At 43.8% G+C, this 25,412-nt stretch carries 21 protein-coding genes; 16 read left to right on the top strand and 5 right to left on the bottom strand.

Features of this window, described 5'->3' with window-relative positions; all coding sequences use genetic code 11:
• Positions 1-87: 87 nt before the first annotated feature.
• Positions 88-993, bottom strand: a complete 906-nt coding sequence (gene lipB / locus CXF65_RS03315) for a lipoyl(octanoyl) transferase LipB (RefSeq protein WP_025651821.1) — start codon at positions 991-993, stop codon at positions 88-90.
• Between the two features lie 440 nt (positions 994-1,433).
• Between lipB and CXF65_RS03310 the strand changes: the two genes are divergently transcribed.
• The 5 genes from CXF65_RS03310 to pncB all read left to right on the top strand — a co-directional run bounded on the left by CXF65_RS03310 (position 1,434) and on the right by pncB (position 10,103).
• Positions 1,434-2,915: a coniferyl aldehyde dehydrogenase gene (locus CXF65_RS03310; protein WP_025651822.1), complete on the top strand. Its 1,482-nt coding sequence runs from the start codon at positions 1,434-1,436 to the stop codon at positions 2,913-2,915.
• Positions 2,916-3,276: 361 nt separating this feature from the next.
• The gene (locus CXF65_RS03305) at positions 3,277-5,229 is read left to right on the top strand and encodes a glycine betaine ABC transporter substrate-binding protein (protein ID WP_025651823.1); all 1,953 of its coding nucleotides are present in this window, start codon (positions 3,277-3,279) and stop codon (positions 5,227-5,229) included.
• A 24-nt stretch (positions 5,230-5,253) separates the two neighbouring features.
• On the top strand, positions 5,254-6,192 hold the full coding sequence (locus CXF65_RS03300) for an ATP-binding cassette domain-containing protein (protein WP_101211016.1): 939 nt from the start codon (positions 5,254-5,256) through the stop codon (positions 6,190-6,192).
• A gap of 416 nt (positions 6,193-6,608) precedes the next feature.
• Entirely contained in the window at positions 6,609-8,444 is a 1,836-nt protein-coding gene (gene msrAB, locus CXF65_RS03295) for a bifunctional peptide-methionine (S)-S-oxide reductase MsrA/peptide-methionine (R)-S-oxide reductase MsrB (RefSeq protein WP_101211015.1), read from the top strand.
• A gap of 441 nt (positions 8,445-8,885) precedes the next feature.
• Complete coding sequence (pncB, locus tag CXF65_RS03290) at positions 8,886-10,103, top strand: nicotinate phosphoribosyltransferase (RefSeq protein WP_101211014.1); 1,218 nt, start codon at positions 8,886-8,888, stop codon at positions 10,101-10,103.
• A 15-nt stretch (positions 10,104-10,118) separates the two neighbouring features.
• On the opposite strand, the gene xseB is transcribed toward pncB, so the two are convergent.
• From xseB to CXF65_RS03270, 3 genes are all read right to left on the bottom strand, one after another.
• The gene (xseB, locus tag CXF65_RS03285; RefSeq protein ID WP_025653249.1) at positions 10,119-10,364 is read right to left on the bottom strand and encodes an exodeoxyribonuclease VII small subunit; all 246 of its coding nucleotides are present in this window, start codon (positions 10,362-10,364) and stop codon (positions 10,119-10,121) included.
• A gap of 67 nt (positions 10,365-10,431) precedes the next feature.
• Positions 10,432-11,964 (bottom strand): exodeoxyribonuclease VII large subunit, encoded by a 1,533-nt coding sequence (gene xseA / locus CXF65_RS03280; protein WP_101211013.1) that lies wholly within the window; start codon positions 11,962-11,964, stop codon positions 10,432-10,434.
• Between the two features lie 367 nt (positions 11,965-12,331).
• A complete protein-coding gene (locus tag CXF65_RS03270; protein WP_101211011.1) occupies positions 12,332-12,700 on the bottom strand; it encodes a hypothetical protein in 369 nt (122 codons plus the stop codon).
• A 354-nt stretch (positions 12,701-13,054) separates the two neighbouring features.
• Between CXF65_RS03270 and CXF65_RS03265 the strand changes: the two genes are divergently transcribed.
• The 11 genes from CXF65_RS03265 to purF all read left to right on the top strand — a co-directional run bounded on the left by CXF65_RS03265 (position 13,055) and on the right by purF (position 24,559).
• Positions 13,055-13,711 (top strand): alpha/beta hydrolase, encoded by a 657-nt coding sequence (locus tag CXF65_RS03265; protein WP_025653252.1) that lies wholly within the window; start codon positions 13,055-13,057, stop codon positions 13,709-13,711.
• Positions 13,712-13,777: 66 nt separating this feature from the next.
• Positions 13,778-14,884 (top strand): cell division protein ZapE, encoded by a 1,107-nt coding sequence (zapE, locus tag CXF65_RS03260; RefSeq protein WP_101211010.1) that lies wholly within the window; start codon positions 13,778-13,780, stop codon positions 14,882-14,884.
• 218 nt (positions 14,885-15,102) lie between these two features.
• The gene (locus CXF65_RS03255) at positions 15,103-15,852 is read left to right on the top strand and encodes a nitroreductase (protein WP_101211009.1); all 750 of its coding nucleotides are present in this window, start codon (positions 15,103-15,105) and stop codon (positions 15,850-15,852) included.
• A gap of 152 nt (positions 15,853-16,004) precedes the next feature.
• Positions 16,005-17,321: an NAD(P)H-dependent glycerol-3-phosphate dehydrogenase gene (locus CXF65_RS03250; RefSeq protein WP_101211008.1), complete on the top strand. Its 1,317-nt coding sequence runs from the start codon at positions 16,005-16,007 to the stop codon at positions 17,319-17,321.
• 139 nt (positions 17,322-17,460) lie between these two features.
• Positions 17,461-17,922: a phosphohistidine phosphatase SixA gene (gene sixA / locus CXF65_RS03245; protein WP_101211007.1), complete on the top strand. Its 462-nt coding sequence runs from the start codon at positions 17,461-17,463 to the stop codon at positions 17,920-17,922.
• Between the two features lie 401 nt (positions 17,923-18,323).
• Positions 18,324-19,628, top strand: coding sequence for a type II secretion system protein GspL (gene gspL, locus CXF65_RS03235; RefSeq protein ID WP_101211006.1), 1,305 nt, complete (start codon positions 18,324-18,326; stop codon positions 19,626-19,628).
• A 139-nt stretch (positions 19,629-19,767) separates the two neighbouring features.
• Positions 19,768-20,316 carry a type II secretion system protein GspM gene (gene gspM / locus CXF65_RS03230; RefSeq protein ID WP_101211005.1) on the top strand — a complete coding sequence of 183 codons (549 nt, stop codon included), beginning with the start codon at positions 19,768-19,770 and terminating at the stop codon, positions 20,314-20,316.
• 209 nt (positions 20,317-20,525) lie between these two features.
• Entirely contained in the window at positions 20,526-20,954 is a 429-nt protein-coding gene (locus CXF65_RS03225) for a DUF4870 family protein (protein ID WP_101211004.1), read from the top strand.
• A gap of 178 nt (positions 20,955-21,132) precedes the next feature.
• The gene (locus CXF65_RS03220) at positions 21,133-22,167 is read left to right on the top strand and encodes a quinone-dependent dihydroorotate dehydrogenase (protein ID WP_025653261.1); all 1,035 of its coding nucleotides are present in this window, start codon (positions 21,133-21,135) and stop codon (positions 22,165-22,167) included.
• Positions 22,168-22,194: 27 nt separating this feature from the next.
• Positions 22,195-22,692, top strand: a complete 498-nt coding sequence (locus CXF65_RS03215) for a CvpA family protein (protein WP_025653262.1) — start codon at positions 22,195-22,197, stop codon at positions 22,690-22,692.
• Positions 22,693-23,023: 331 nt separating this feature from the next.
• Positions 23,024-24,559 carry an amidophosphoribosyltransferase gene (gene purF / locus CXF65_RS03210; protein WP_101211003.1) on the top strand — a complete coding sequence of 512 codons (1,536 nt, stop codon included), beginning with the start codon at positions 23,024-23,026 and terminating at the stop codon, positions 24,557-24,559.
• 154 nt (positions 24,560-24,713) lie between these two features.
• Here purF and CXF65_RS03205 read toward each other — a convergent pair whose 3' ends face one another.
• Entirely contained in the window at positions 24,714-25,247 is a 534-nt protein-coding gene (locus CXF65_RS03205; protein WP_025653264.1) for a DUF2058 domain-containing protein, read from the bottom strand.
• Positions 25,248-25,412 lie beyond the last annotated feature (165 nt).

The raw sequence follows: 25,412 nt of genomic DNA, 5'->3' as shown, positions 1-25,412 counted from the left end.
TGAAAGTCGGCTGCGAGTATAGCAAATTTCCATATCAGTTGCTCGTTATGCTTAAGTCTAAGCAGGCACAAGGTTATGCAAAATAAGCTAAGACTTAGGCGCTACCGGTCGCAATGGGATTTTTCCTGCGTGACGCTGTGCAATATTATCAATCAGCATTTGAGTAACTTGTTTATAGCTTAGCTGCTCAGTCGTCTTTTTGTTGGCTGTCTCATCCAGAGCTGTTTTATCAAGATTGGCTAACTTATTAATTGCCACAAAATCCGCCAAACGTAGCATTTGCATGCCAGCGTAGCCACACGGATTGATGGCGTTAAAAGCCGATAAGTCACAATTGATATTGAGCGCAATGCCGTGATAGCTAAAACCATGTTTAATTTTAAACCCTAGCGAGGCTATTTTTCCTAGCATAATGGCATCCGTTACTGGCAGGGTAGTAGTTTCATTGCTAGTGTCAGAATCCTCGCTATTGTCTGCAGCACACACGTATGAATTATTGTATAAATAAACGCCGGGTGCGTCACGACGTGAATGCGCACGGACATGGATACTGTCAAATGAGGCTAAACCTTGCAAACAGGCATTGGTCACGTCCTCAATCGCTTGCTCGGCATGCGATACCAGATTGCGCACACTCCAGCCTATACTGTCCAAATCAAACAACCAGTAAATAACCAGCTGGCCATGACCGTGCCACGTCACTTGTCCGCCGCGATCTGTTTTGATAATAGGGGTGTCAGTCCGTTGCAGGATATGTTCTTCTTTGCCTGCTTGCCCAAGCGTGTAGACGTCATTGTGATCGACAATCCATAACTCATCAGGCGTGCGCAAACCTTGCTCTTTTTTAAGCGCAATACGCGCTAACGTGCGTGCTAGCATCGCATCATGGGTAGAGACATAATCGGCTGCCGACAGCGATTTTGTCAGAAGGGTGTCATTAAGCAAGGTATCGTCAAGAAGGCTATCGTGAATCTGTTGCGTTAGGTTTTGCATAAGCGTGACTGTCTTGTTGTGGTCTGGTATAGAGTATTGGCAAATACTGACTGGTAGCGACTGTTCAACGCGCCCCAATATTGAGTGTAGCAGTTTTTAGGATTGCTGCTCAAATTTAAATCCATGCATATATAAAGCAGAATATTGAGGACAGAACAAAGTATTGAAGCATGTTACTTATAAAGTATTACTTAACAGAAGAATCTATATCGTGGGTATTGATGATGGCTGACACGTATCTTATACAAACCCAGCAGTCAATCAAAGAGACTGTTCATTGCTCAATCAATGCGCTACATTAAAGAGTAATGAATGGAATCTTGTTAGTTCTCATAATGATGTGCGCGTATGCGGAGATTTCCGCCAGCGCCTAAATAAAGATACAGAGTTTTAAACCAAATATAGCGTGCTGACTCTAACGCCTATGACAAGGAAGATATATGACAGACAACAATCAAAACACTAATGATCAAGCGTATAAAAACAATGATAAGTCACTTGGTAGTAATAAGTCACTTAGTATTGTGACCACTGTTGAAGATATGCAAGCGCAGTTCTCAAGATTACAAGCATTGAGCCGTGCTCAACCAATAAATGATTGGGCGACGCGCGAGACTCAATTAGACAATTTAGAGATGATGCTCAGCGACAATCAACAAAGCATCGCTCAAGCGATCAGCGCTGATTTTGGTTATCGTAGTGAATCAGAGACTCAGTTTGCAGAGCTTGTTCCGAGTTTTACGGGCATTAGCCATGCCAAAAAGCATGGTAAAAAATGGATGAAAACTCGCCACGCCTCTATTTCAGCATTGTATATGCCAGCTCATAATGAGATTCAGCCACAGCCATTAGGCGTGGTTGGTATCATGGTGCCATGGAACTATCCATTATTCTTAGCGGTAGGGCCAATCATTGATGCACTCACGGCAGGCAATCGAATCATGATTAAGATGAGTGAGGCCGCACCGCAGTTCGCGCAAGTGTTTGCCGATCTTATCGCTCATTATTTTTCATCGGATATGGTTTGTGTCGTGCTGGGCGAAGTAGATATCGCTGAAGCTTTCAGTAAGATGCCATTCGATCATCTATTGTATACTGGCTCTACTGCGGTGGGCAAAAAAATCATGGCGGCGGCAGCGCCCAACTTGACCCCAGTTACGCTAGAGCTTGGTGGCAAATCACCCGTCATCGTGTTGGATGGTGCCAATTTAGAGTCAGCGGTCAATCGAGTCATGATGGGCAAAACGCTCAATGCTGGGCAAACTTGTATTGCTCCTGATTACGTACTTATTCAGCGCAAAGATCATGAAGTGTTTATTAACCTAGCAAAAGAGTGGATGCAGAAGCATTATCCGAATATCAGCGAAAACCCAGATTACTCGCGTATTATCAATGGTCAGCAATTCAAACGTATCAAAGGTTACTTAGATGCCTTATCTGGTGAAAACATTCATAAGATAACTGATGCAGACTATGATATTGAAACGCGGTTGATGCCGCCGCTGATTATCAGTGAGCCGGCAGCCGATAGTGATGTGATGCAAAACGAGCTGTTTGCACCGATTTTGCCGTTGATGCACTATGATACGCTCGATGATGCGATAGACTTCGTCAATGCGCGTCCGCGTCCATTGGCCCTCTATGTGTTTGGTGAGCGTAATAGCGACATAGAAAAAGTGCGTGACAACACGGTATCAGGTGGCTTGGCTATTAATGAAGTTATCTTGCATGTGGTGCAGCACGACTTACCGTTCGGCGGGGTTGGGCACTCAGGCACTGGCGCCTATCATGGTAAAGCGGGCTTTGAGCGTTTAAGTCATATGAAGCCTGTGTTTGTACAAAATAAGCTCAATGGTATGAATTTCCTATTACCACCTTATGGCGGCTTATTTAACAAAGCCATGGCGTTCATGATGAAATAAGTGTGATGAGATTGGCTGTTTAATAATGATAGCATCTACGTAAGTAGGTGCTATTTTTTGTCCAAAAAACAAAATTTTGATGATTATAGTATTTATTTTTGATGGCTTTATAATATTTTTTATACATAAAGGAAAAGCTGAACCCAGCCAATAGTTATTTATAATTATTCTCATTTGTTGCTACATTTCTTAATATTACCGGACGGTAGTTATGGTAAATTTATATTGCTGATGAGACATAAAGATTGATTTTGCGTGAATTATCAACCCAATGCAGCATTATTCGATATCGATAACCGCATTCAAAAGCTGACTTCAATATCGAAATAATTGATGCCAATAACGAAATATAGGACATCCCATGCGCCAATGGATTGCGTTAAGTTTACTGTGTATAAGTGTGTTGTTGCTGCCAGTGTCAGCATCAGCAGCTTGCGCATCACCGATCAAGTTTGGCGCGTTGACTTGGGAGAGTGGTCAGTTTACGACTGGTATACTCAAATATATTGCCGAGAGCGGTTACGACTGCACGATCGAGGAAGTACCTGGGGCAGGACCCGCACTCGAGACTGCATTGTCGCAAAACGATATCCAAATCATCGGCGAACAATGGGTTGGGCGCTCGCCGATTATGGAGCAGGCCATCAATGACGATAAAGTTGCGGTCATTGGCGATACGCTGCAAGGCGGTGCTACTCAAGGTTGGTACGTCCCTCAATATGTCATGGATGACAATCCGGGACTGCGTCGTTATCAGGATTTGCCTAAGTATGCAGCGTTGTTTAAAGACCCAGAAGATCCTAGTAAATCACGGTTTATGAACTGTCCGTCAGGCTGGGCGTGTGAGATTTTTAACACCCGACTGCTCAAAAATACTGGCTTGGACGCGGTTTTTAATAATGCCCATCCAGGTACGGGTGCAGCACTCGATGCTGAGATTGCCTCCGCCTTTGAACAGAAAAAACCGTTACTATTTTATTATTGGCAGCCAACAGGGCTCATCGCCAAATACGACTTTGCGCCGCTAGCGTTCCCTGCCCATGAGGATGCGTGCTGGCAAGACTTGTTGTTGGCCGACGGCACCTCGGATTGTGTGTCTGGCTTTCCTGTGTCCCCTCTTAAAATTGCTGCATCGACGCCTTTTATTGATAATAATCCCGAATTGGCAAGCGCTTTTGAAAAAGTACAGTTCACGCCAGATCAGCTAAACAGTGCGATTTTAGAGATGAGTGAAAGCAAGCGCAGTGGTGATGAACAGGCGCTTGAGTTTTTACGTGCCAACCCAAACGTCTGGCAAGCGTGGCTACCCAAAGAAGTCGCTGAAAATCTTGCTGCCAATTTAGGCATCAGTCTAACGGACGATGGCACAGGCAATAGCGGTGTCAATCCATCACTGAATGACGCCACCTCAAGTAATGCCTTCCTAGCATTAACGTCCAGCTTTCCGTCATGGTCCCTTGAGTCACCGCTTAATAAAGCCTTAGCGACTGTAGTCAGAGACTATGGCGATGTGTTTCGGAGTATCAGTAGCGTCACTTTGACCTATTTATTATTACCTATTGAACGTCTATTGACGGTGATCCCCGCATGGTTAATTATTGGTCTGGTGACTGTATTAGCGTGGTTTGGGGTGCGCAAAGTATTGTTTGCTATTGCCTGCGGGGCAGGGCTGTTCTTAATCGGTGCGTTTGGATTGTGGGGCGCTTTGATCGATACGTTAGCGTTATTGATCGTCTCTGTTTTGGTGACAGTGGTTGTCGGTATTCCCATTGGTATTGCTATGTCGGGCAGCAGTCTGCTCCGTAAAATTATTACGCCGATATTAGATGTGATGCAAACCATGCCAAGTTTCGTCTATTTGATTCCCGTGCTCATGCTATTCGGTATTGGTAAAGTACCAGCATTATTTGCCACGATTATCTATGCCTTGCCACCGCTTATTCGTTTGACGACATTGGGTATAACGCAAGTCAATCATGAAATGATCGAAGCGGGGCGCTCGTTCGGTAGCACCCATTTTCAGCTACTCATTTGGATCAAGTTACCACAAGCATTGCCCAGTATTATGGCGGGCATCAATCAGGCAGTAATGATGTCGCTTGCCATGGTCGTACTGGCGTCTATGATTGGTGCGCCGGGTCTGGGAGAAGATGTCTTACAATCTATTCAGACGCTCAATATTGGTCAAGGACTACAAGCAGGTACGGCCATTGTCATTGTCGCGATTATCATTGACCGTATCAGCCAAGCCTTTGGTCAAGGAAAACGCGCGCGGCAAAAAACCATTGAAGCTGGCAAACGTCCTATCGGTTAAATAACAACAATAATGAGAATAGTTATGAATCATATCCAGTTAGAGAATATCAGCAAAATTTATAATGCTAATGAGTCACAAGCACAATCAGCGTTGAAACTACTAGCAGATGGTATGGATAGTGTCGCTGTCAAAAAGCAGACCGGCTATTCAGTCGGGCTTTATGATGTTAATTTGGCCATAAAAGCAGGGGAGCTGCATTGCATCATGGGACTCTCAGGCTCAGGTAAATCGACCTTGATACGCCATCTTAACCGGTTGATTGATCCGACCAGCGGCAAGATATGGGTCGATACCACTATTAATCCCAAGACCTTATCATCAAAAGCACAAGATATAGCAAAAGATGAAGCATCGACTGCTGCAGCACCAGTAACCGCTAATACAGACGGGATAGACAATGCCAACTCAAGCGACTCTATCAATATTTTAGAATTGAATGATAAGGAATTACAACAATATCGCCAGAATACCGTCAGTATGGTGTTTCAGCATTTTGGCTTGATGCCGCATATGACCGTCATGCAAAATGTGGCTTATGGATTACGTGTCCGCAAAATGAGTATCGAAGAGCGTCATGAAATCGCGCGTCATTGGCTTAATGAGGTAGGGCTGCCTAATCTAGAACACAGCTATCCTGATGAGCTGTCGGGCGGTATGCAGCAGCGCGTAGGGCTGGCGCGAGCCTTAGCGACTGACAATCCGATTTTGCTGATGGATGAAGCGTTCTCCGCGCTTGATCCGCTTATCCGCGCCCAACTACAGGATCAGCTGCTTGAGCTACAAGACCGTCTCAATAAGACCATTGTCTTTATTACTCATGATATCGATGAAGCGGTCAAAGTAGGTCAGCGTATTAGTATTTTAAATGGTGGTCGCTTGGTGCAAACGGGCACGCCTAGCGAATTAAGAGACAATCCTGCTGATGACTATGTGGCGCAATTCATGCATGCTAAAGCTTAATCATAAATTAACATGGGCGGCGCTAAGCCTTTGTTGATTTACTTTTAAACCAAGCTGATAAGCTTCACTATTAATGGTTGTATATCACTAGCTTTTCCGCGTTGTTAAATAAATGTATCAAGCGCTTAGTAACTATTAAAATAGGTTCTGCTAGCGATGTATACTATTAATATGTCCTTATTCACCTCTTTCTATTTCTCTTTGCTTTATTTTTATTCTTTTATGACATCGGCTGATAGCTGAGCTTTTTTGCCCATATCTTCACTTGGTTTATCCTCTTTTTAGCTCATTTAGATAACTATCGATTGAATTGAGCACCTGCTCTAATAACCTATCAAGAAGATCGTGACCAACTGCGCACGATATGAGTGCAAGACTTCATAAAAAAGTGTAAGACTTTATAAAAAGGATTCGTTATGCCAAACAATAACTCCGATAATGACGATGCTCATGACGATGACCAGAACTCTGATCTGACAACAGGCTCACAGCGCCAGCCATCACGTTGGCTCAAAAATGCTAGTGCGCTGGGTGTGACCACGGTATTGAGTGCTGGTCTACTGTTAGCATGTGGGCAAATGAGTAGCGCAGAAAATCAATCAAGCAGTAATACGTCGGTTAGTAATAGTAAGTCTGGTAGTGAAAACGACGGTGTAACCAACTCACGCGATATGTTGCCGTCTGACATGCTCAAGCAAATGCAAGCGTTACCGCAGCTCACTAAAGGTCTGGGTAAAAATGGTGCGGCAGTCATTGATCCTAATAAACCCACTTTGGTTAAATTTTGGGCAAGCTGGTGTCCGCTATGTTTGGGTACACTAGAGGAGACCGAAAAGTGGCGTACCGATCCTAAATTTGCCGACTTAAATGTTGTGACAGTTACCAGTCCTGGTCACCTCAACGAAAAAGCCGATGGTGAGTTCACGACTTGGTATGCTGGCGTTCAAGCAGACTATCCGCAGTTACCAGTGTTGGTCGATAGCTCCGGTGATTTGATCAATAAGCTTGGTGTACAAGTCTATCCTAGCTGGGCAATACTGGACAAAAAAGGCAACCTTGTGCATTTAGTCAAAGGTAATATTACAGCTGAGCAAGCTTATGCGCTGGCCGAAAATGCCAATAACGATTTTGCAGAGCTTAAAAGCGGCAAGGCCAAACCGACAAACGTGCAAGTCTTAGACAATAACAGTAAGATTGAAACCATTAAGCAAAAAGATGGGGTTTACTATAACGATAAAGGTAAAGCCATTAATACCCGTTCAATCTATCTGGCGGGTGGCTGCTTCTGGGGTGTTGAAGCCTATATGGAGCGCGTCGATGGCGTAGTTGATGTGGTCTCAGGTTATGCCAACGGTGATGATGATCAGCCAAACCCAAGCTATGAGGATGTGATTCGCGGTTCAGGACATGCTGAAGCGGTGAAAGTTACTTATGATGCAGATAAGACCGATCTCGACACGATTTTGAAGTATTATTTCCGTGTCGTTGACCCGACCAGTGTAAATAAGCAAGGTAATGATCACGGTGTGCAGTATCGTTCAGGAATTTACTATACCGATCAAGAGGACAAAGCGGTGATTGATGCCGCACTCAAACGCGTACAGGCTCAGTATAAGCAAAAAGTCGTCGTTGAACATGAAGCCTTAGGTAACTTCTATTTGGCTGAGATGTATCATCAAGATTACCTCGCCAAAAATCCAAATGGTTACTGTCATATTGATTTAAGCCTTGCTGATGACAAACCTGAAGGCACAGCACGCACCAAGCTCGCCGCTGTTAGTACGGTTGCCGAGACTTTAGATCCCAAGCGTTATGCTAATTTTGACAAAAATGCTTTGAAGAATATCTTGACCAAAGCCCAGTATGATATTACCCAAGGTGCCGCTACTGAGCGTGCCTTTAGTCATGAATATGACAATCTGTTTGCACCCGGTATTTATGTCGATGTGGTCAGTGGCGAGCCGTTATTTTTGTCTACCGATAAGTATCAATCCGGTTGTGGCTGGCCAAGCTTCACTAAGCCTATTGATATGCAAGTCATTACTCAGCATGAAGATACAGCCTTTAACATGGTGCGTACCGAGATTCGCTCGCGGGTAGCAGACTCGCATCTTGGTCACGTCTTCTCTGATGGGCCAAAAGATCGCGGCGGCTTGCGTTACTGTATCAATGGCGGTGCATTACAGTTCATTCCTGTGAGTGCTATGCCGCAATCAGGCTACGCGCCACTGGTAAAATTGGTCAAATCGTAATTTTCATAATTATAGTCATTCCACTATAAAAGTATTACTGCGTTAACCTCGCTTGAAGTATCACATATACATCTACACTTGGTTGGCTTGTACTACTTTTAAATTGAATCGACTATATAATAGTCATTTAATGACGATCATCTGCGCAGTAAAAAAGACGTTAAGGTTCCCCTTAGCGTTTTTTTATACTTACTTTTTATACTAATCTAGGCAATTGTAAACAGTCGTTTGGATGGGTAGTTTTTATAAACGTTGTTTGCCATCGTATGATTTTTGCTGCTAGGCATCGCGATGCCTGCAAAAAACCGCAAATGTGTTTATACTAAATGGTCTTTTAATGTCTCATCATCATTTGTTATTAGAATTTTTGATATCTTTTAGTCGGTATCGCTTAGCTATTGAGCAATATGGATTTTTAACTTTTGCGTTTAAGGTTGTAACATGACGGTCACCTATGCACCTATTATTACCTCGTTGCTTGATAACGATTTGTACAAATTTACCATGCTACAAGCCATGTTACATCAGTTCCCGCAGACCCATGGTGTCTATCGATTTCGCTGCCGTAATAATAATGAAGCGGTCTATCCACTAGCAGACATTAGAGAGTCATTAGAGCATCAATTGGATATGTTGTGTGAATTGCGCTTCTTAGAAGATGAATTGGAGTATTTGCGTGGGTTACGCTTTATGCGTTCTGATTTTGTCGATTATTTAGAGCTGTTTAAACTTAAGCGCCGTTTTATTACCGTCAGTACGGACAATAAAGGGCGCTTGTTGATCGATATCGAAGGGCCGATGATTCAGGCGATGTTCTTTGAAGTGTTCGTGCTGGCAATCGTTAACGAGTTGTATTTTAATGCCTTATCGAGCCCTAGCGTAATAGAAGAGGGACAAAGGCGCTTGGATGACAAGGTTGCGCTATTGCATCAGTATGCAAAGCAACAAAATACAGAAAGGCCACCTTTCATCGTTGCAGACTTTGGTACACGTCGACGCTTTAGCAAAAGCTGGCAAGCGCATGTGGTAGAAACTCTGCACAAAGCTGAGCCGAAAGTTGTTAGCGGCACCTCAAACGTTTATTTAGCTAAGCAGCTTGGGATGACGCCGATAGGAACGATGGCGCATGAGTTTATGCAAGCTTTTCAAGCATTGGATGTGCGTTTACGTGACTCACAAAAAGCCGCACTCGAATCTTGGGTACATGAATATCGCGGTGATTTGGGTATCGCGTTGACCGATGTCGTTGGCATGGACGCATTCTTGCGTGATTTTGATCTGTATTTCGCCAAGCTTTTCGATGGTCTGCGCCATGATAGCGGCGATCCGTATATTTGGGGTGATAAAGCCATTGCGCATTATCAAAAACTAAAGATAGACCCGAAGACGAAAATTTTGACTTTTAGTGATGGCTTGACGCTTGAAAAGGCGTGGGAGTTGCATCAATACTTTAAAGAGCGCATCAGAACCAGCTTTGGTATTGGCACCAATCTCACCAATGATATGGGCATCACGCCAATTAATATTGTACTCAAATTGGTTGAGTGTAATGGGCAGCCTGTTGCTAAACTGTCTGATAGCCCAGGCAAGACCATGATCAATAATGATACGTATCTTGCCTATTTGCGCCAAGTTTTCGAGGTTGATGAACCCGAATAGAGAATGAGCCTATCTCTAGCTGTTGCTATTTTCTGTCTTATCTTCTTCAGCAAAAGCGGCATCCAATGCTTGTTGTACTGCATTGATGCGCGTCTCGCAAACGCGATAAGCGGCAATTGATTCTTCCACCGTGGTCATCAAGTTGTCGATATCAGGCTCATCTTGTTGCTGCAATTCAGCCGCATTGGTTTTTAGAATATCGTAAGCTGCCTTAAAGGTTTTTGGGGCGGCTTTTTTGCGCTTGCGAGTAGGGGTAGTCATAGCGTGTCCTAATTTTTAGAGTACAAGTAAGTAAGTAGGGGAGTAATCGTTAGATGTTATTATATGGTTAACTTGGTATATCTGATATTTCTGTCGTGTTCTTCTCAGTATTAACCTCAACAATCTGAGCTTTAGCCTTACCGTCTTTTAAGACGATATGAATGGTTTGCTCAGGGAAGAGCTGTGTGCTGCTGGTGAGTATCTGTTTGTCTTTATCATTAGTCAGCATGGTGTAGCCTTGCTTGAGCACACGAGACGGTCGGTGCAAGAGTACGATATCACGAAGATGGGCGCTATCACGTTGTGCTTGTATCAGCTGCTGCTGCGCGCTCTGCATGATGGTTTTTTGATGGATATCACTGTAGTTATGGGCGCTGGCTAATTGCTGATGTGCAAGGGTTTGCGTCTGTGTGTGTAACTCGGTTGTCAGTCTCGCCGCTTGCTTTACTTGCCGCTGCGCGCTCTGCTGAATACTACGCCACGCATAGTCGCTGTCTTTTTGTAGCGCGGTCAGCTGACCGATGGTACGTGACTGTATTTGGCTCAATTGTCGCGCCGTTTGTTGCTCCGCGATATTGAGTTGACGCTGAGCGGCTTGTTTTATTTGTGTTTGATAATGCAAAGTCTGCGTGACCAGCTGTGCTAAATGCGCCATGATAGCGGCAATTACCTTTGATGGCGTGTCAAAGCTGCTGTGCGCTACTTCATCTAAAATCACTTTATCGCGCTCGTGACCAATACCAACCCAGACGGGGACAGGTTGTTCAGCGACCAATGCCGCAAGCTCGTAATCATTGAGGTAAGCCAAATCTCCCACCGCGCCGCCGCCACGAATAATCACTAATAAATCAGGCAGGCGCTGATAAGTATCTTGGAATCGTTGCTGGGCACTGACGATGGCTTGGCGAATCTCGCTTGGGGCATGATTGCCTTGAAAGGTCGCGTAATGGTAATGGAAGTGACAAGCGCCTGTACTTGCTAAGCGATCAGCATCGGCTTGAAAATCACCTAAACCTGCGGCCTTTTCGGGCGCAATCACGAGGACATGCTCGATATCAAAGGGCACAGGTAATTGTTGATTGAGCTGCAATAAGCCTTCGCCAGTCAAGCGATCGACCATCTCCGCATATTGCCGTGCCAAATCTCCCAAGGTATAGCTAGGATCAATGTCTTCAATCGTAATAGAGAAGCCATATTGTGCGTGAAAGCCTGCGGATACTTTGAGTAATACGGTCAAGTCGCGCTCAAGAGGCATGCCGGTCGCCCGCTCAAATTTTGCCAATACGCGGGCAGCTTTAAAACGCCAAAGGTTACCACGGCAGCTGGCAACGACTTTGCCTTCTTCATCTTTTTCAGCCAACTCAAAGTAATAATGCCCGCCTTTGCTAGACAAATTACGAATTTCAGCCTTCACCCATACGCGGTGATCAAAGGTTTGTTTGATGACCATCTCAACTGCTGATAAATAGTCACTCAAACGCAAGACCGTATCTTCTAAATGATCTTCCTGCTCTGCCAGTTCGGCTTCTAGCGTCGCTAAATCCTTAGCAGGCGCTAACACTTTTGCCGATTTGGTATTTGAAAGATTGGGTTTGCGCATAATAATAGACCATGGATTCTAAAAATAAGAGCTCTAAAAACAAGAGTTCTAAAAATAAGGATTCTGAAGACTAGGATTCTGAAAATTAGAAAACTGAATAGAGTGAGTAGAAAATTAGATAGGGTAGTCTACCCCAAAATTGCAGCTACAAAAAGTCAAGCCAATAAATCAGCGAGCAATATGCTATTTTCATCGCTGATTTACTGGCCAAACCCTATTATATTTTACGCCAAATATTTTATGCCAAATACCAAGGCTTTTATTATGTATAAGACAAAGCTTGAGCCACTCACAGGTTTATCAGCTTATTCCGTCAGCTTAAAAAATTAGTAGAATGCTTGAGCTTTGTCAGTTAATAATGACTCTTTTATTGGCAACGGAAACTGATTTTATACTCATAATCATCATCGCGTGACAAATCTGGTGAGCCAGTCCCAAAAATTGAGCCGATAACCGCACCTGCTTGTCCAACCATACGACCCGCACGCTCATCTAAAATACCATTGTAAGTGACTTTATCATCAACGATAATCACTTGCTTGCTGCGACAAGTATTTTTGGCACTATCAAGTGCATTTTGCTGGGCTTTGACCTTGCTATCCGCTATGCCAGTCGTCTCGTAAATAGAATTGGCACGTTGAATGACTGGTGATGAAGGCGTGCTCTGGCAGGCACTTAAGATAAGAGCCGTCGCCAAAGTAGCCGTGATGGTGGCAGTTTTATTAACAGTATTCATAAATTATTCCTCTTTCCTATAAATTAACCATAAAAACCAAAGACAAGTAGGGCAAGTATTTTGTTCGTTAAGAGTTTTGTTCATTAAAAATGTCGTCCATGAAAAGACAGACTAAATTTAACCTATTGCAGTCTGGAGTGTCTAGGCAGTTATTGTGTGCGGTATTGCGCTTGTATTACCTGCTGACGTTGCCGCCAAGAAAATTGTCCTAATTTTACTAAGTGTTCCAAGCTATTAGCCATGATAAAACCATGTGCACTTGCCACAAACCTCGTGCATACACAGCAAATCACTTGAAATAAAAATCATATCTAGGATAATTGAGGTATTCATTTTTAATTATTAAGTAAGTTTATGCAATTGATTCCTGCTCCTGCTGGCGTGCTCGAAGTTGACGCGCTATGGCAACAAGACAATCCCAACGATCCGAATACTGACACGGTGGCGCTGCTTTGTCATCCCAACCCTTTGTTTGACGGCACCATGAACAATAAAGTGGTCACGACGATGTACCGTTTTGCCCGTGATAACGGTATGCACGTGGTCCGTTTTAATTTTCGCGGTGTCGGTCAATCGACAGGCGAGCATGATTATGCTGAAGGAGAGGTGGTGGATGCAATGACCGTGCTACAATGGATTGCAGAACAAACCAATGCACGTAAGTTATGGCTTGGCGGCTTTTCTTTCGGTGGCTACGTGATTGCGCGTGCGGCTGAGCAAGTCATAGAAGCGCCGCATGTATGGGGCTTGAGTGATTTTGAAGTTTCTAAAATCGCGCTGATTGCTCCCTCAGTAGAAAAAAATAATACCAGTGACTTAAGCTTACCAGCTGACAAAACTTTTGAGATTTATGGTAATGCTGATACAGTCATTGATCCTGATAATATGCAGGAGTTTGCAGAACGCTTAGGACTGGCAGTCAGTATCGTGGATGGGGCAGGACATTTTTTTCACGGGCGCTTGTCTGAGCTAAAAAAACTGTTGGAACAGCACAGTTTTGCTGAGCATTAAATAAGTAGCGATTAGCGCTACACACCTTTTTCTTTATATTTACCCTTTTAAATGATGAGTCTTATTATGAGTTTATCTCCATTGCAACGTTACGAGCAAGCCATCAGCACTGATGAGTTTACTCGAGATGAGCAGCAATATCAGGCCATGAGCTATCTTGATGAGCTACACCATCAGCTCACCAATAGCGTGGAACAAAAAAAAGGCATTTTTAGCTTTTTAAAGGCCAAGCCAGTTGCCCCAAAAGGTTTGTATATGTGGGGCGGGGTGGGACGCGGTAAGACTTGGATGATGGACATGTTTTACGACTCTTTGACCATTGAGCGCAAGATACGTCAGCATTTCCATCATTTTATGCAGCGCGTCCATCGCGAGCTAAATGCCATCCAGGGTGAGAGTGATCCATTAGAGAAAGTTGCTGATATTATTTACAAAGAAGCCGTTATTATCTGCTTTGATGAGTTCTTTGTCTCCAACGTCTCTGATGCGATGATTTTGGGCGATCTATTTACCATGTTATTCAATCGCGGCGTGACGTTGGTTGCGACTTCAAATATTGAGCCGTCTGGACTCTACAAAGACGGTTTGCATCGTGATCGTTTTATGCCGGCTATCGCTGAAGTTGAGCGCCATACTACAGTCATGAATATCGACTCTGGTATTGACTATCGTTTGCGCGTATTACAGCAAGCAGAGTTGTATGAATCACCCATGACCAAAGCCAATCACCATTGGCTGGCCAACCGCTTTGCGAGCTTGTCTAATAATCAAAAAATCAGCAATGAGCCTATCACTATCAATGGTCGGCAGATCAAAATCAATGCCCGTACCGAAGATATTTTATTCTGCGATTTTCGTCATTTATGTATGGAGCCGCGCTCCGCTGCTGATTTCATTGAAATCGCCAAACAGTTCAATACGGTACTGGTCAATGGGGTCCCAGCATTAGATGATGACCTGCGTGATCCAACGCGCCGGTTTATTTATATGGTCGATGAGTTTTATGATCGCCGCGTAAAACTATTGGTTCGAGCAGAGCAGTCAATTCTTGAGCTGTATCAAGGTGAAAAGCTGGCGTTTGAGATTGAACGGACACGATCGCGCTTGCTTGAGATGCAATCAGAAGACTACTTAAAGATGGAGCACCGTGTTGAAAATGCGAATGCTGCTTAATATAGTTAATCCTTTATAAATTAAATGCGGCGTTAGTCTAGCTCGGTCTACTATTGGTAGGACTTTTATTTAAAAGTATGATTGTGATTTAAAGATAGAGGTTAAGGGCTGCTTGGGTTTTCGTTTACGGTTTTACGATTGTCCAATCATATTTATAACGGGATAATCTGCTGATATAAATAGTGGCAGTCAATATCAATAATAAATAAGGACAAATAATGAATAAGTCTGACGAAAACAACTTTACAAAGGAAAATCAAGCAAAAGATAGTCAAGTGCAAAGTGGTCAAGAACAAGATAGTCAAGCAGAAAACAGTCAAATAAAAAGTAACCCTGCAAAAAATAGTGAAAAGATTTCTATTAAAGCACTAACGACTGAGAGCACGCCATTTACCAGTGATGAGCTCATTCATTGGATTAATTCAAGACGCAGCGTGGGTAACTTAGATCTTCCTGCACCAACGCAAGCCCAAATTGAAGAAGCGATTGAGTGTGCAGCGACGGCACCTGACCACAAAAAACTGCGTCCGTGGCGCTTTATTGTGACTGCCGGTGACGCTCGTCACGACTTGGGGCGTGCCCTTGTCGAAGCAGCAGAAGCAAAGGCCACCGAAGAGGGCGAGATACTCTCTGAAAAAACAGTGAAAAAAACTCAGACGATGCCGCTACGTGCGCCGCTTATTATTACGGTGGTGACTCAGATGCAAGAGCATAAAAAGGTACCGCATTTCGAACAGATGTTAAGTACAGGCGCTGCGGTACAAAATCTGACTTTGGCGTTAAAAGCGCAAGGCTTCAGCACAGTATGGCGTACAGGATTATTGTGTAACGAACCTGCGGTAAAAGCATATTTCGGCGTAAGTGCAGATGATTATGTCACGGCTTTTGTTTATACTGGCACCAGTCCTAAAGGTGAGCACCCACGTAAACCTATTGATATCGAGCCGCTTGTCCGCTTTGAGTCATAACCATACTCGAGGGCTACTGAGCTAAAGACGGTTTTTTATTAAACAATATTACTAATTAAAGAAAATGATTTATGCAACACAATTGGTCTCAGTAGCTAGCTGCCCACTAAAGATATTATTACTAATAAGTCAGTCAATACGGATACATGCATATGACAAGCGCTAATGACAACAATACTAACAAAGATAATGCTCAGAATAGTAGCAACGAGAGTAACAAAGCCGCTGACAAACAAAACAGTCTGTTGTCAGGTATCATTGAACGAGCCAGCAAATCTGGTATTGGTCGTAAGAAGCTCAACCCTAGCACGGTAGAGTCAGCAGTCGCAAAAAACATGGCAGAGATTCACAGCAATCCTACCAAGCTGCGTTTGGCGTTCTTAGGTGGTGGTAGTTTTGGTACGGCAATGGCGAACTTAGCCGCGCGTAATGGTTGTGATACCACGCTGTGGGTTCGTAACAAGCGTACCGTTAAGGCCATGACAAAAACCCAGACGAACAAGAAATATCTGCCCGGTTATAAGCTTGATGACCGCCTGAAATATAGTCATGATTTAGCATCGGCAGTCAAAGATACCGACATTATCTTTATTGCCGTACCAGGCTTGGCCTTTCGCGAAACGCTAAAAAATATCGCCCCCTTTATTAGTGGACAGTCTATTGTGTCGCTAACGAAAGGCATGGAAAAAGACACTTTTGCCATGATGAGTGATATTATCAAAGAAGTGTTGCCTGAGGTGAATTTTGGCGTCATGTCAGGGCCTAATCTTGCTATAGAGATTATGAAAAATATGCCATCTGCGACCGTGATTGCGAGTGAGTCTGAACCACTACGTCATGCTGTACAAGCGGCACTGCATAGTGCTTTCTTTAGAGTATTTGCCAGTGATGATATACGCGGTGTTGAGCTGGGCGGGGCGCTCAAAAACATTTATGCCATTGCGATGGGTATGGCTGCGGCCTACGAAGTGGGTGAGAATACCAAAGCAATGATATTGACCCGTGCCTTGGCAGAGATGAGTCGTTTTGGTGTCGAAGCCGGTGCCAATCCACTGACGTTTTTAGGGCTATCAGGTGTTGGCGATTTATACGCCACTTGTAGTTCGGAGTTAAGTCGTAACTACCGCATCGGTAATATGCTTGGTCGTGGTATGAGTATTGATGCTGCCGTCAAAAAACTGGGCCAGACTGCAGAAGGCGTTAATACTATTCAGCAAGTCCATGAAAAGGCGACTAAAGACGGTATTTATATGCCCATTACCCATGCGCTTTATGCGGTTATTTATGAAGATAAGGCCGCGCTGGGTGTGGCTCTCCATTTGATGGAAGCGGGTTTCCGCAGTGATGTCGAATTTGTGATGGCTCATGACCATAGCAACGCTGCACTTACTGCGCAAATGAAAGCTGCCAGTAGTACCTCTGACAATGACAATGACGATGATGTTGATACAGACAGCGATGCTAAATAAAACGATTGTTGGCAACGTGTATTGCTGAAAATGTGTATTGCTAAAAACGTGTAAAGTCAGACAGTGGCAAAGTAGGTCATAGAAAGGCAGTTGATAAAAAGGCAGCTGACAAAAAGCCAGGTTATAGACAAGGAACGCTATGAAAATTATATTAATACGTCACGGTCAGGCAGAAGACGAAACGCGTCCAGACAGCGCTCGTCAGCTGACTGACTTTGGACAGCAGCAAGCCGCGCAAACTGCAGAATATATCACGACCAATTATAAGCCTGATCGTTTTATCGTAAGTCCTTATGCTAGGGCGCAGCAAACCCTAGCAGAGCTGCAAGCGCGGGCGCCTACAACAGTACCAGCGACGGTACAAGATAATATAACGCCTTCTGATGACGCCCATAGTGCGTTGACCGATATAGCAAAGATTGAGGCGCAGTGTCTCGTGGTGGTGTGTCATATGTCTATCGTCGCCAATCTGGCTGCCTTACTAACCGGTGATCATCCTGAGGCGTTCTCTTTGGCAGAAGCACGAGTGTTTGAGATGGATTTTATCATGTCTGGAATGGCAACCGAGGTCGATCGCTTTGTACCTGAGCAACCGTATTGATATCGCTCTTTCATTGGCTATAGTCGATCCTAAATAAAATGGATACGCTATTTCATAACGCGAAACTGGTATAAATTTTTCTTGCTTGCTTGCTGTGCCTACGCCGACAGAGGCTGCAAAACTTATATTAAAAACTAAGCATCCCAGTTCCGCTGTATCTTTTCCATATTGGACTGACTATATTTAGTAGTAGTAATATTCATCATCATGACCCTGTTTAAAAATATTAAGATGCTTTAAACATAAACATAAACATAAACATAAACATAAACATAAACATAAACATAAACATAAACATAAACATAAACATAAACATAAACATAAACATAAACATGGTCATGGGCTCTTACAAAACGTCTAAATTTGTTATTTTATGGCTTTGATAATTAAGGACACACTTGGTGTTACATGTTTGGTTAAGAGCGCAGCACAGTCCGCTAGCTGTCTGGCATGAAGACGTACAACAATGGCAGTCAGTTGCTGGCTGGCAACAGTTGCATGATATTTATAGCAGCTATAAATCCAATAGCCATAAAACAGTATGTTTGTACTTTCCATCAAGCCACGTATTACACGTCGATACCGAGCTTAGTGGTGCACAGCTTAAGCAATTGGGTAATACTGGTAAGCAGTATTTATTTGAAGAGATGTCTTTGACCCCTGTTGAGCAATTGGCAGTGCGGCAAACCAGCCTTGCTGATAGTCAGTATTTATACGCGCTGGCGCAGGCTGATATTGAGGCATGGCAGCAAAGTGCCAAACTCGTTGGTATGACTATCGCAGCATTACTGCCCGACTTTCTATTGTTACCAGTGCCGGAAGAAGGTGCAGGGCAGCAAGTCATACTCTATCAAGATGACCAGACGATGCTGCTACGCCAATCATTATATCAAGGAATGGCGGTCAGCTATTTACCGTTGATTTTTGAGCGCTTCCCGCAGCTGAGTGAAGTGATGGTGGTACCAAGCATTGAAGCTTTTGATAGTACAAGTTTTTCAGACCTTGATGCTACAAAGTCTGATCATAGGATTGATTTACAAAAGCCAGTAACGACCAGCGATGTTTCGGCACAAACAGCCGCGCTCATAGCAGCTCATCAGCTGCTATTGACGACGCTAACGAGTACGCCCAAGCCGATTGACAACCCTGACCGTCACGCGCTTAATTTCTTTATCAAATCAACCGACTCGCAATTATCACCTTATCTACGAGTGGCAATGATGGTGGCGCTGTCGGCACTCGTGCTACAGATAGCCACAGATGGGGTGCAGTCTTATCAGTATCATCAGGCGACGGCTGCGACAAAAACAGCGATTGCGGGGCAATATCAGTCTTGGTTTCCTGATGAACGTCTAAACCCGCGCACCAATTTAAAGACGCAAATGGCGCCAAAACTGGGTACCAATGGTCAAGCTTCGCCACATATGGCCGTGTTGGCACGCATATCACCACTGATTAAGCAGTCCTCTCTAAAAGCGCAAGCTTTGGTTATGCAACCATCCGCGCTCAGTTTTACGTTGATTGCCCCTGACCGCGACAGTCTTGATAAATTCGCCAATACCCTGTTCACTCAAGGATTAACGGCCAAGCTAGAGCGGGTAAATAGCAATGAGCAAGGGCAGTTTAGTGGGCAAATTACTGTGAGTATAAATGAAGATGATACGACGCCAGAAAGCGTCAGTGCCGACAAGGCAGCAGCATCTTAAGCTCATTGAGAATTTTTAGTATTTGCTGAGCGCTGTGTTTTGACGATCACCATCGGTAAGGTGCTCACTCAGATGATTGCAATCTACTTACTCAAGATTAAACCCTCCACGATTAACTATTGGCAATAAAGGTTAGAGCATGAAACGATTACAGCGCCGAGCCAAACGTAGCGTGTCTGCGCCTAAAACAAGCGCTTTTTCAGAGCGGGTGAATAGTTATCAAAATGTCCTATCATCACGCTGGCAGGCATTGTCTCCACGCGATCAATTAGCATTGGCTATATTGTCTGCTTTTTTACTGTTATTCGTGGGTGGCTACGGCGGTTATACGGTTCATCAAGCTGCAAGCGATAGCAAAATTGAGTATCAAGAGCAAATTGCTGATTATTTTTGGCTGCGCGCGCAAGCGGGTAAGGTGGATAGCAATGCGACTAACAGCGTCGATGGGGCAGCTGCTATGCCACCTGCCAACAGAGTGAGTGAGCTACTAAATACCTCGGGTATTGCCAATGCGCAAGTGGTTGCGGCTGGTGACGGGGTGCAGCTGAGCTTCACCAATGCCAGTCAAGCGGTTGTGAGTGCAGCACTCGGTAAGCTTAAGCAGCAAGGTTGGCAATTTACCCAACTCTCGATGCAACAGGACGTGACCACCAAAGCTATTGAGGTGCAAGCAACTGTTACTTCTTAACAATGCTAACTGCCTCGCACTGTATATTGAATTTAGCTTCATTGAAAAACACCTCATCCGACACAATCAAAGGTTTATTGAACACTTTAGTGATGAATACTTCCTATACATTATTCTCCTGCACTTAAGCGGATAAGCATCTGCGTCAACAGACTACTATTAAGACTAAGACGTCTGATTATAATATGACCTGTTAAGGATCAAGACACATGATAAATGACAATATAAGCGGCAACATGAGTGACAGTAAACGCCGTTCTTTAACCACTTATAATCACATCACCTATCTATTGTATGTGATCAGTTATTTCACGGCTGGTCTGTTGTGGGTCGTGCCGATTATCATGAATTATGCTAAGCGCCACGATGCGGACGGCTCATGGCTAGCCACGCATTTTGATTGGCAAATTAAGACGTTTTGGTACAGTATCGTCTGGTTTATCATAGGCATTCTTATCATCACGTTTGCTTTGGGCGGTTTTGGTGTCAGCATGTTTGCCGATAGCAGCAATATAGCCATTGGTTCATTTTTATTGGTCAGTATTGGTTTTATTATTATGGGTTTGACCTTTATTTGGCACCTTTATCGTATTGTACGAGGTTGGATTGCCTTAACAGATGGACGACCTGTGCCATAATACGTTCAATCCCATATCATTTATATACAGTGTTTAGCAGCGCTTATTGACTTTTTGGAATAGAAATTTGCTGTATGAAACTTTGGTCTTATTTCTGTTAAGCTGATATAATCGCTGCGCTTAATCTCTTTCGTTTTTCTCATTCATCATTGCTTTTCGAGCAGGGTCTGTCATTACTATGTCTTATGCCTTACTTCGCCCTTTTTTATTTAAGATGGACCCTGAACACGCCCACGAGATGACCTTATCTTTGTTAGATAAAGCCCATAAAGCGCGTGCCTTAGGTTTGGTATATGGTCAGTCGATGCAGCCTACAGACTGTATGGGTTTACAGTTCGCTAATCCAGTTGGCCTTGCCGCAGGGTTGGACAAAAACGGTGATTATATCGATGCACTGGCCGAGCTTGGTTTTGGCTTTATAGAAGTGGGGACGGTCACGCCAAGACCGCAGGTTGGTAATGATAAGCCACGCCTATTTAGAATCAAACAAGCCGATGCCATTATCAATCGCATGGGCTTTAATAATCAGGGCGTTGATTACCTGATTGAAAACGTCAAACGCTGTAAATACAAAGGTAACATCGGCATCAATATCGGTAAAAATGCCAGTACGCCAGTGGAGCAAGCCGCTGATGATTATGTCTATTGCCTAGAGCGGGTTTATGCACACGCTTCCTATATTACCGTCAATATCTCATCGCCAAATACCAAAAACTTACGTGACTTACAGAGTGGTGAAGCGTTAACGCAGCTACTTGATACGATTAAAAACCGTCACAACCAATTGGCAACAGAGTATGGTTTTTATGTGCCGCTGGTTTTGAAAGTAGCCCCTGATTTAGAGCCGCTACAAGTGGATTATATCTCACAGCAGTTGTTAGATTTTGAGATTGATGGTTTGATAGCCACCAATACCACATTGAGCCGCGTCGGTGTCGAAGACTTGCCCGATGGTGACCAAGCCGGTGGCCTATCGGGTCGTCCAGTGAGCCACATCAGCACCCAAATTTTACAACAATTCTCTGATCAGCTGGATGGTAAAGTAGCTTTGATTGGGGTGGGTGGTATCGATAGTGGTGCCAAAGCGGTCAAAAAGATTGAAGCAGGTGCTGATATGGTACAGCTTTATACCGGACTGATTTATCGAGGTCCTGGGCTGGTACAGTCATGCATTCAAGCCATCGGTGGCTATTACGATGCCATGGAAAGTTAGACAACCACTAAAAATGAGGCGTGACATATGAGTGGTCTAGATATTGTGATTGCTATTGTGGTCTTAATTGGCTTATGGCGCGGCTTTCAGGTAGGACTCATTAAGACAGCAGTCGGCTTGGCAGGTTGGTTTATTGCTCTTATTGCTGCCACGCGCTTGGCAGGCTCAGTTGCTCCGCAATTATCAGGTATCGTACAAAACCCTGTCTTGCAAATGGCAACGGCGTTCTTATTGGTCGTAATCATTATCTTAGCGATTATGCATATCGTCGCCTTTGCTTTTTCAGGGGTACTCAAAACCTTACGTCTGGGTATTGTTGACAAGATGGCAGGTGGCGTCCTTGGGGCGGCCAAAAATGTATTGATGGTATTAGTCGTTTTGAGTGTCAGCGCGCCCTTATTGGTAAAAATGCCGCAATGGCAAACCTCGGTGCTTGCTCCTGAACTGATGCCTTATGCGCCAATGGGTAAGGCTTTAGTCTCAGACGTGCTCGGTATGGCTTGGGATCAGGTCAATCAGTCTTAATACGCATAGTTTTTTAGACTTATTCTTCGTTTCTTAAGCCTGTTTTTTAAGCCTATTTTTTAACGTTTTAATACCAAAAATCATAACTGAGTCTTTGTAACTTATCCTTGATAAAAAATTATTCGATAGCATTTAGGGTTCATAAATTTCAATTTGTGAATGATTGATGGCTTTGCTGACTGTAGGTCAGTGAGCAAACTGTCATCAAGATTTTAAGCTTAAGCAACATCATCAGGTCAGCGGTAAGAGTAGATGGCTGTTTTTCATAAGCTACTGTCAAGCTTATGCCGTTATTGTGTTACTAATGTGTGGTTCAAAATAGGATATAACTATGTGTGGAGTCGTTGGGGTTGCAGCTCATGAGCCGGTCAATCAGATTCTTTATGATGGCTTAACAATGCTACAGCATCGCGGGCAAGACGCGGCAGGTATTGTGACTTTGCAAGATGGTCGGCTTTATTTACGTAAAGAAAACGGCATGGTACGTGACGTTTTTATGAATCGCCATATGATAAAACTGGTTGGCGAATTTGGCATCGGTCATGTTCGTTATCCAACGGCAGGCACGTCAAGCAGTGCAGAAGCGCAGCCGTTTTATGTCAATTCACCTTACGGTATTACGCTGGCGCACAATGGTAATTTGACCAATGCTGAGGGCTTGGCCAAGTCTCTATATAAAGAAGACCGTCGTCACCTGAATACTGATTCAGACTCGGAAGTACTGTTAAACGTGCTGGCGCATGAGATGCAGAATCTAGGAAAAACCCATCCAACGCCTGCCGAAATATTTGAAGCAGTCACAGCGGTTTATAGTCGTATTGAAGGTGCTTATGGCGTTGTTGCTTTAATCACAGGTCATGGCTTGCTTGCCTTCCGCGATCCAAACGGTATTCGCCCACTTATCTTTGGTGAACGTTTGGCAGCCAATGGCGGCACAGAATATATGGTTGCTTCAGAATCGGTCGCCTTGACTGGCTCTGGCTTCACTATTATTCGTGATGTCAAACCCGGTGAAGCGATTTTTATTGACTTAGACCATCAGCTACATACGCATCAGTGCGTCGAGCAGCAAGAATACACCCCTTGTATCTTTGAATACGTCTATTTTGCTCGTCCAGATTCCATCATGGACAATATCTCAGTCTATAAGTCGCGTCTGCGTATGGGCGAGAAGCTTGGTGATAAAATTCTTGCAGAATGGGGTGAAGATCACGATATTGATGTGGTTATTCCTATTCCAGATACCTCGCGTACCTCAGCGATGGAGCTGGCGCTTAAGATGAATATTAAGTACCGTGAAGGGTTTATGAAAAACCGTTATATCGGTCGTACTTTTATCATGCCAGGTCAGCAGCAACGCAAAAAATCAGTGCGTCAAAAGCTCAGTGCTGTACCGTTAGAGTTTAAAGGTAAAAACGTGCTATTGGTTGATGATTCGATCGTCCGTGGTACTACTTGTCATGAGATTATTCAAATGGCGCGTGATGCAGGTGCACGTAAAGTATTTTTTGCCAGTGCAGCGCCGCCCGTAAAATATCCAAACGTGTATGGTATCGATATGCCAGTGCGTAGCGAGCTTATTGCTTCAGGGCATAGCGTTGAAGAAGTGCGTAAAATTATTGGTGCTGATCGTTTGATCTTCCAAGATTTAGACGATTTGATCGAAGCAGTAAAAGATACCAAATACAGTAAAGTCGAAGGTTTTGACTGTGCGGTATTTAATGGTTGCTACATTACTGGACAAATCAATGAAGCCTATCTTGAGCACCTACAAGAGCAGCGCAGTGAAACTGCTAAGACCGGAAAAAAAGGCGTGCAAATAGTGGCTGATACACCTGTAGATATGATGGGTGTAGAAGAGCTTTAAGCTGCTAAATACCTAAATTTTTAAATATAAAAAGGCTGGATTCTTGATAGAATCCAGCCTTTTTTATTGCTTAAAATAAGAGATATCCTTTGAAAAACCACTATTTATGGTAAGAGGTGATATTGGGAATATATATAGCGCTTTATTGGTAGGATTACCACATGAGATCATCTGGAATCACATAAGCGGCATAAGGATCGTCATCTGCTAACTCATTGTCTGAGGTATCGTTAGACACTACCATAAAGCCTTCTAGTTTTGCATCTATACGATCGGCCAAGGGGCGAGGAAGTAGAGCATAGCTTTCTTCCAAGCGTGCAATGACCACGTGACCTGCTACGATTTGATCGTATAGTTTTTGCGTGATAGAGATTTTTTTGACTTTAGTGTCGTCAACGAACTGATAATTGACTTCACCCTTTGTATCAGTGATTTGATGCTGCCTAATCATTTGGACGATATTGGCCTTTAGCATTTTCTCTTCTAAAAGCTGCTGTTTTTCTTGATTAAGCTTTTGATCCTTCTCCAGCTTTTTTGCTTGGGCTGCTGCCAATGCTTTTTTGGCTTCCACATTGGACGCATCACCAGTGCGCTTGGCATGTTCAGATTGCTTGCTTATCTTTTTGGCTTTTTTGCTATCAACCAATCCCGCTTTTAAAAGTTGAGCTTGTAGGGCATTCTTGGCCATAATTCCATTACCTAGATGATAAAAATAAAAATTAAATAGTAGCAAATTTTGCGGTGGCGTGTCGTTAATTCCTCTAATCTGCAAAAGATGGTACTGTTATACAAAATACGATTAATAATGATTAGGGCGTGTTGAACATTCACAAATAGGCACTGCTGATTGCTA

This window comes from Psychrobacter sp. Sarcosine-3u-12 (assembly GCF_002836005.1).
In the GTDB taxonomy this organism is placed as follows: domain Bacteria; phylum Pseudomonadota; class Gammaproteobacteria; order Pseudomonadales; family Moraxellaceae; genus Psychrobacter; species Psychrobacter okhotskensis.
This window is presented reverse-complemented; position numbering and strand designations above follow the sequence as displayed.

Excerpts from the sequence above, each read along its gene's own strand:
- CXF65_RS03300 (WP_101211016.1), top strand. The coding sequence starts at position 5,254 with ATGAATCATATCCAGTTAGAGAATATCAGCAAAATTTATAATGCTAAT.
- CXF65_RS03220 (WP_025653261.1), top strand. The coding sequence starts at position 21,133 with ATGTCTTATGCCTTACTTCGCCCTTTTTTATTTAAGATGGACCCTGAA.
- sixA (WP_101211007.1), top strand. The coding sequence starts at position 17,461 with ATGAAAATTATATTAATACGTCACGGTCAGGCAGAAGACGAAACGCGT.
- CXF65_RS03255 (WP_101211009.1), top strand. The coding sequence starts at position 15,103 with ATGAATAAGTCTGACGAAAACAACTTTACAAAGGAAAATCAAGCAAAA.
- xseB (WP_025653249.1), bottom strand. The coding sequence starts at position 10,364 with ATGACTACCCCTACTCGCAAGCGCAAAAAAGCCGCCCCAAAAACCTTT.
- CXF65_RS03225 (WP_101211004.1), top strand. The coding sequence starts at position 20,526 with ATGATAAATGACAATATAAGCGGCAACATGAGTGACAGTAAACGCCGT.
- msrAB (WP_101211015.1), top strand. The coding sequence starts at position 6,609 with ATGCCAAACAATAACTCCGATAATGACGATGCTCATGACGATGACCAG.
- CXF65_RS03215 (WP_025653262.1), top strand. The coding sequence starts at position 22,195 with ATGAGTGGTCTAGATATTGTGATTGCTATTGTGGTCTTAATTGGCTTA.
- CXF65_RS03305 (WP_025651823.1), top strand. The coding sequence starts at position 3,277 with ATGCGCCAATGGATTGCGTTAAGTTTACTGTGTATAAGTGTGTTGTTG.
- purF (WP_101211003.1), top strand. The coding sequence starts at position 23,024 with ATGTGTGGAGTCGTTGGGGTTGCAGCTCATGAGCCGGTCAATCAGATT.
- CXF65_RS03265 (WP_025653252.1), top strand. The coding sequence starts at position 13,055 with ATGCAATTGATTCCTGCTCCTGCTGGCGTGCTCGAAGTTGACGCGCTA.
- CXF65_RS03310 (WP_025651822.1), top strand. The coding sequence starts at position 1,434 with ATGACAGACAACAATCAAAACACTAATGATCAAGCGTATAAAAACAAT.
- CXF65_RS03205 (WP_025653264.1), bottom strand. The coding sequence starts at position 25,247 with ATGGCCAAGAATGCCCTACAAGCTCAACTTTTAAAAGCGGGATTGGTT.
- gspM (WP_101211005.1), top strand. The coding sequence starts at position 19,768 with ATGAAACGATTACAGCGCCGAGCCAAACGTAGCGTGTCTGCGCCTAAA.
- xseA (WP_101211013.1), bottom strand. The coding sequence starts at position 11,964 with ATGCGCAAACCCAATCTTTCAAATACCAAATCGGCAAAAGTGTTAGCG.
- pncB (WP_101211014.1), top strand. The coding sequence starts at position 8,886 with ATGACGGTCACCTATGCACCTATTATTACCTCGTTGCTTGATAACGAT.
- CXF65_RS03250 (WP_101211008.1), top strand. The coding sequence starts at position 16,005 with ATGACAAGCGCTAATGACAACAATACTAACAAAGATAATGCTCAGAAT.
- CXF65_RS03270 (WP_101211011.1), bottom strand. The coding sequence starts at position 12,700 with ATGAATACTGTTAATAAAACTGCCACCATCACGGCTACTTTGGCGACG.
- lipB (WP_025651821.1), bottom strand. The coding sequence starts at position 993 with ATGCAAAACCTAACGCAACAGATTCACGATAGCCTTCTTGACGATACC.
- zapE (WP_101211010.1), top strand. The coding sequence starts at position 13,778 with ATGAGTTTATCTCCATTGCAACGTTACGAGCAAGCCATCAGCACTGAT.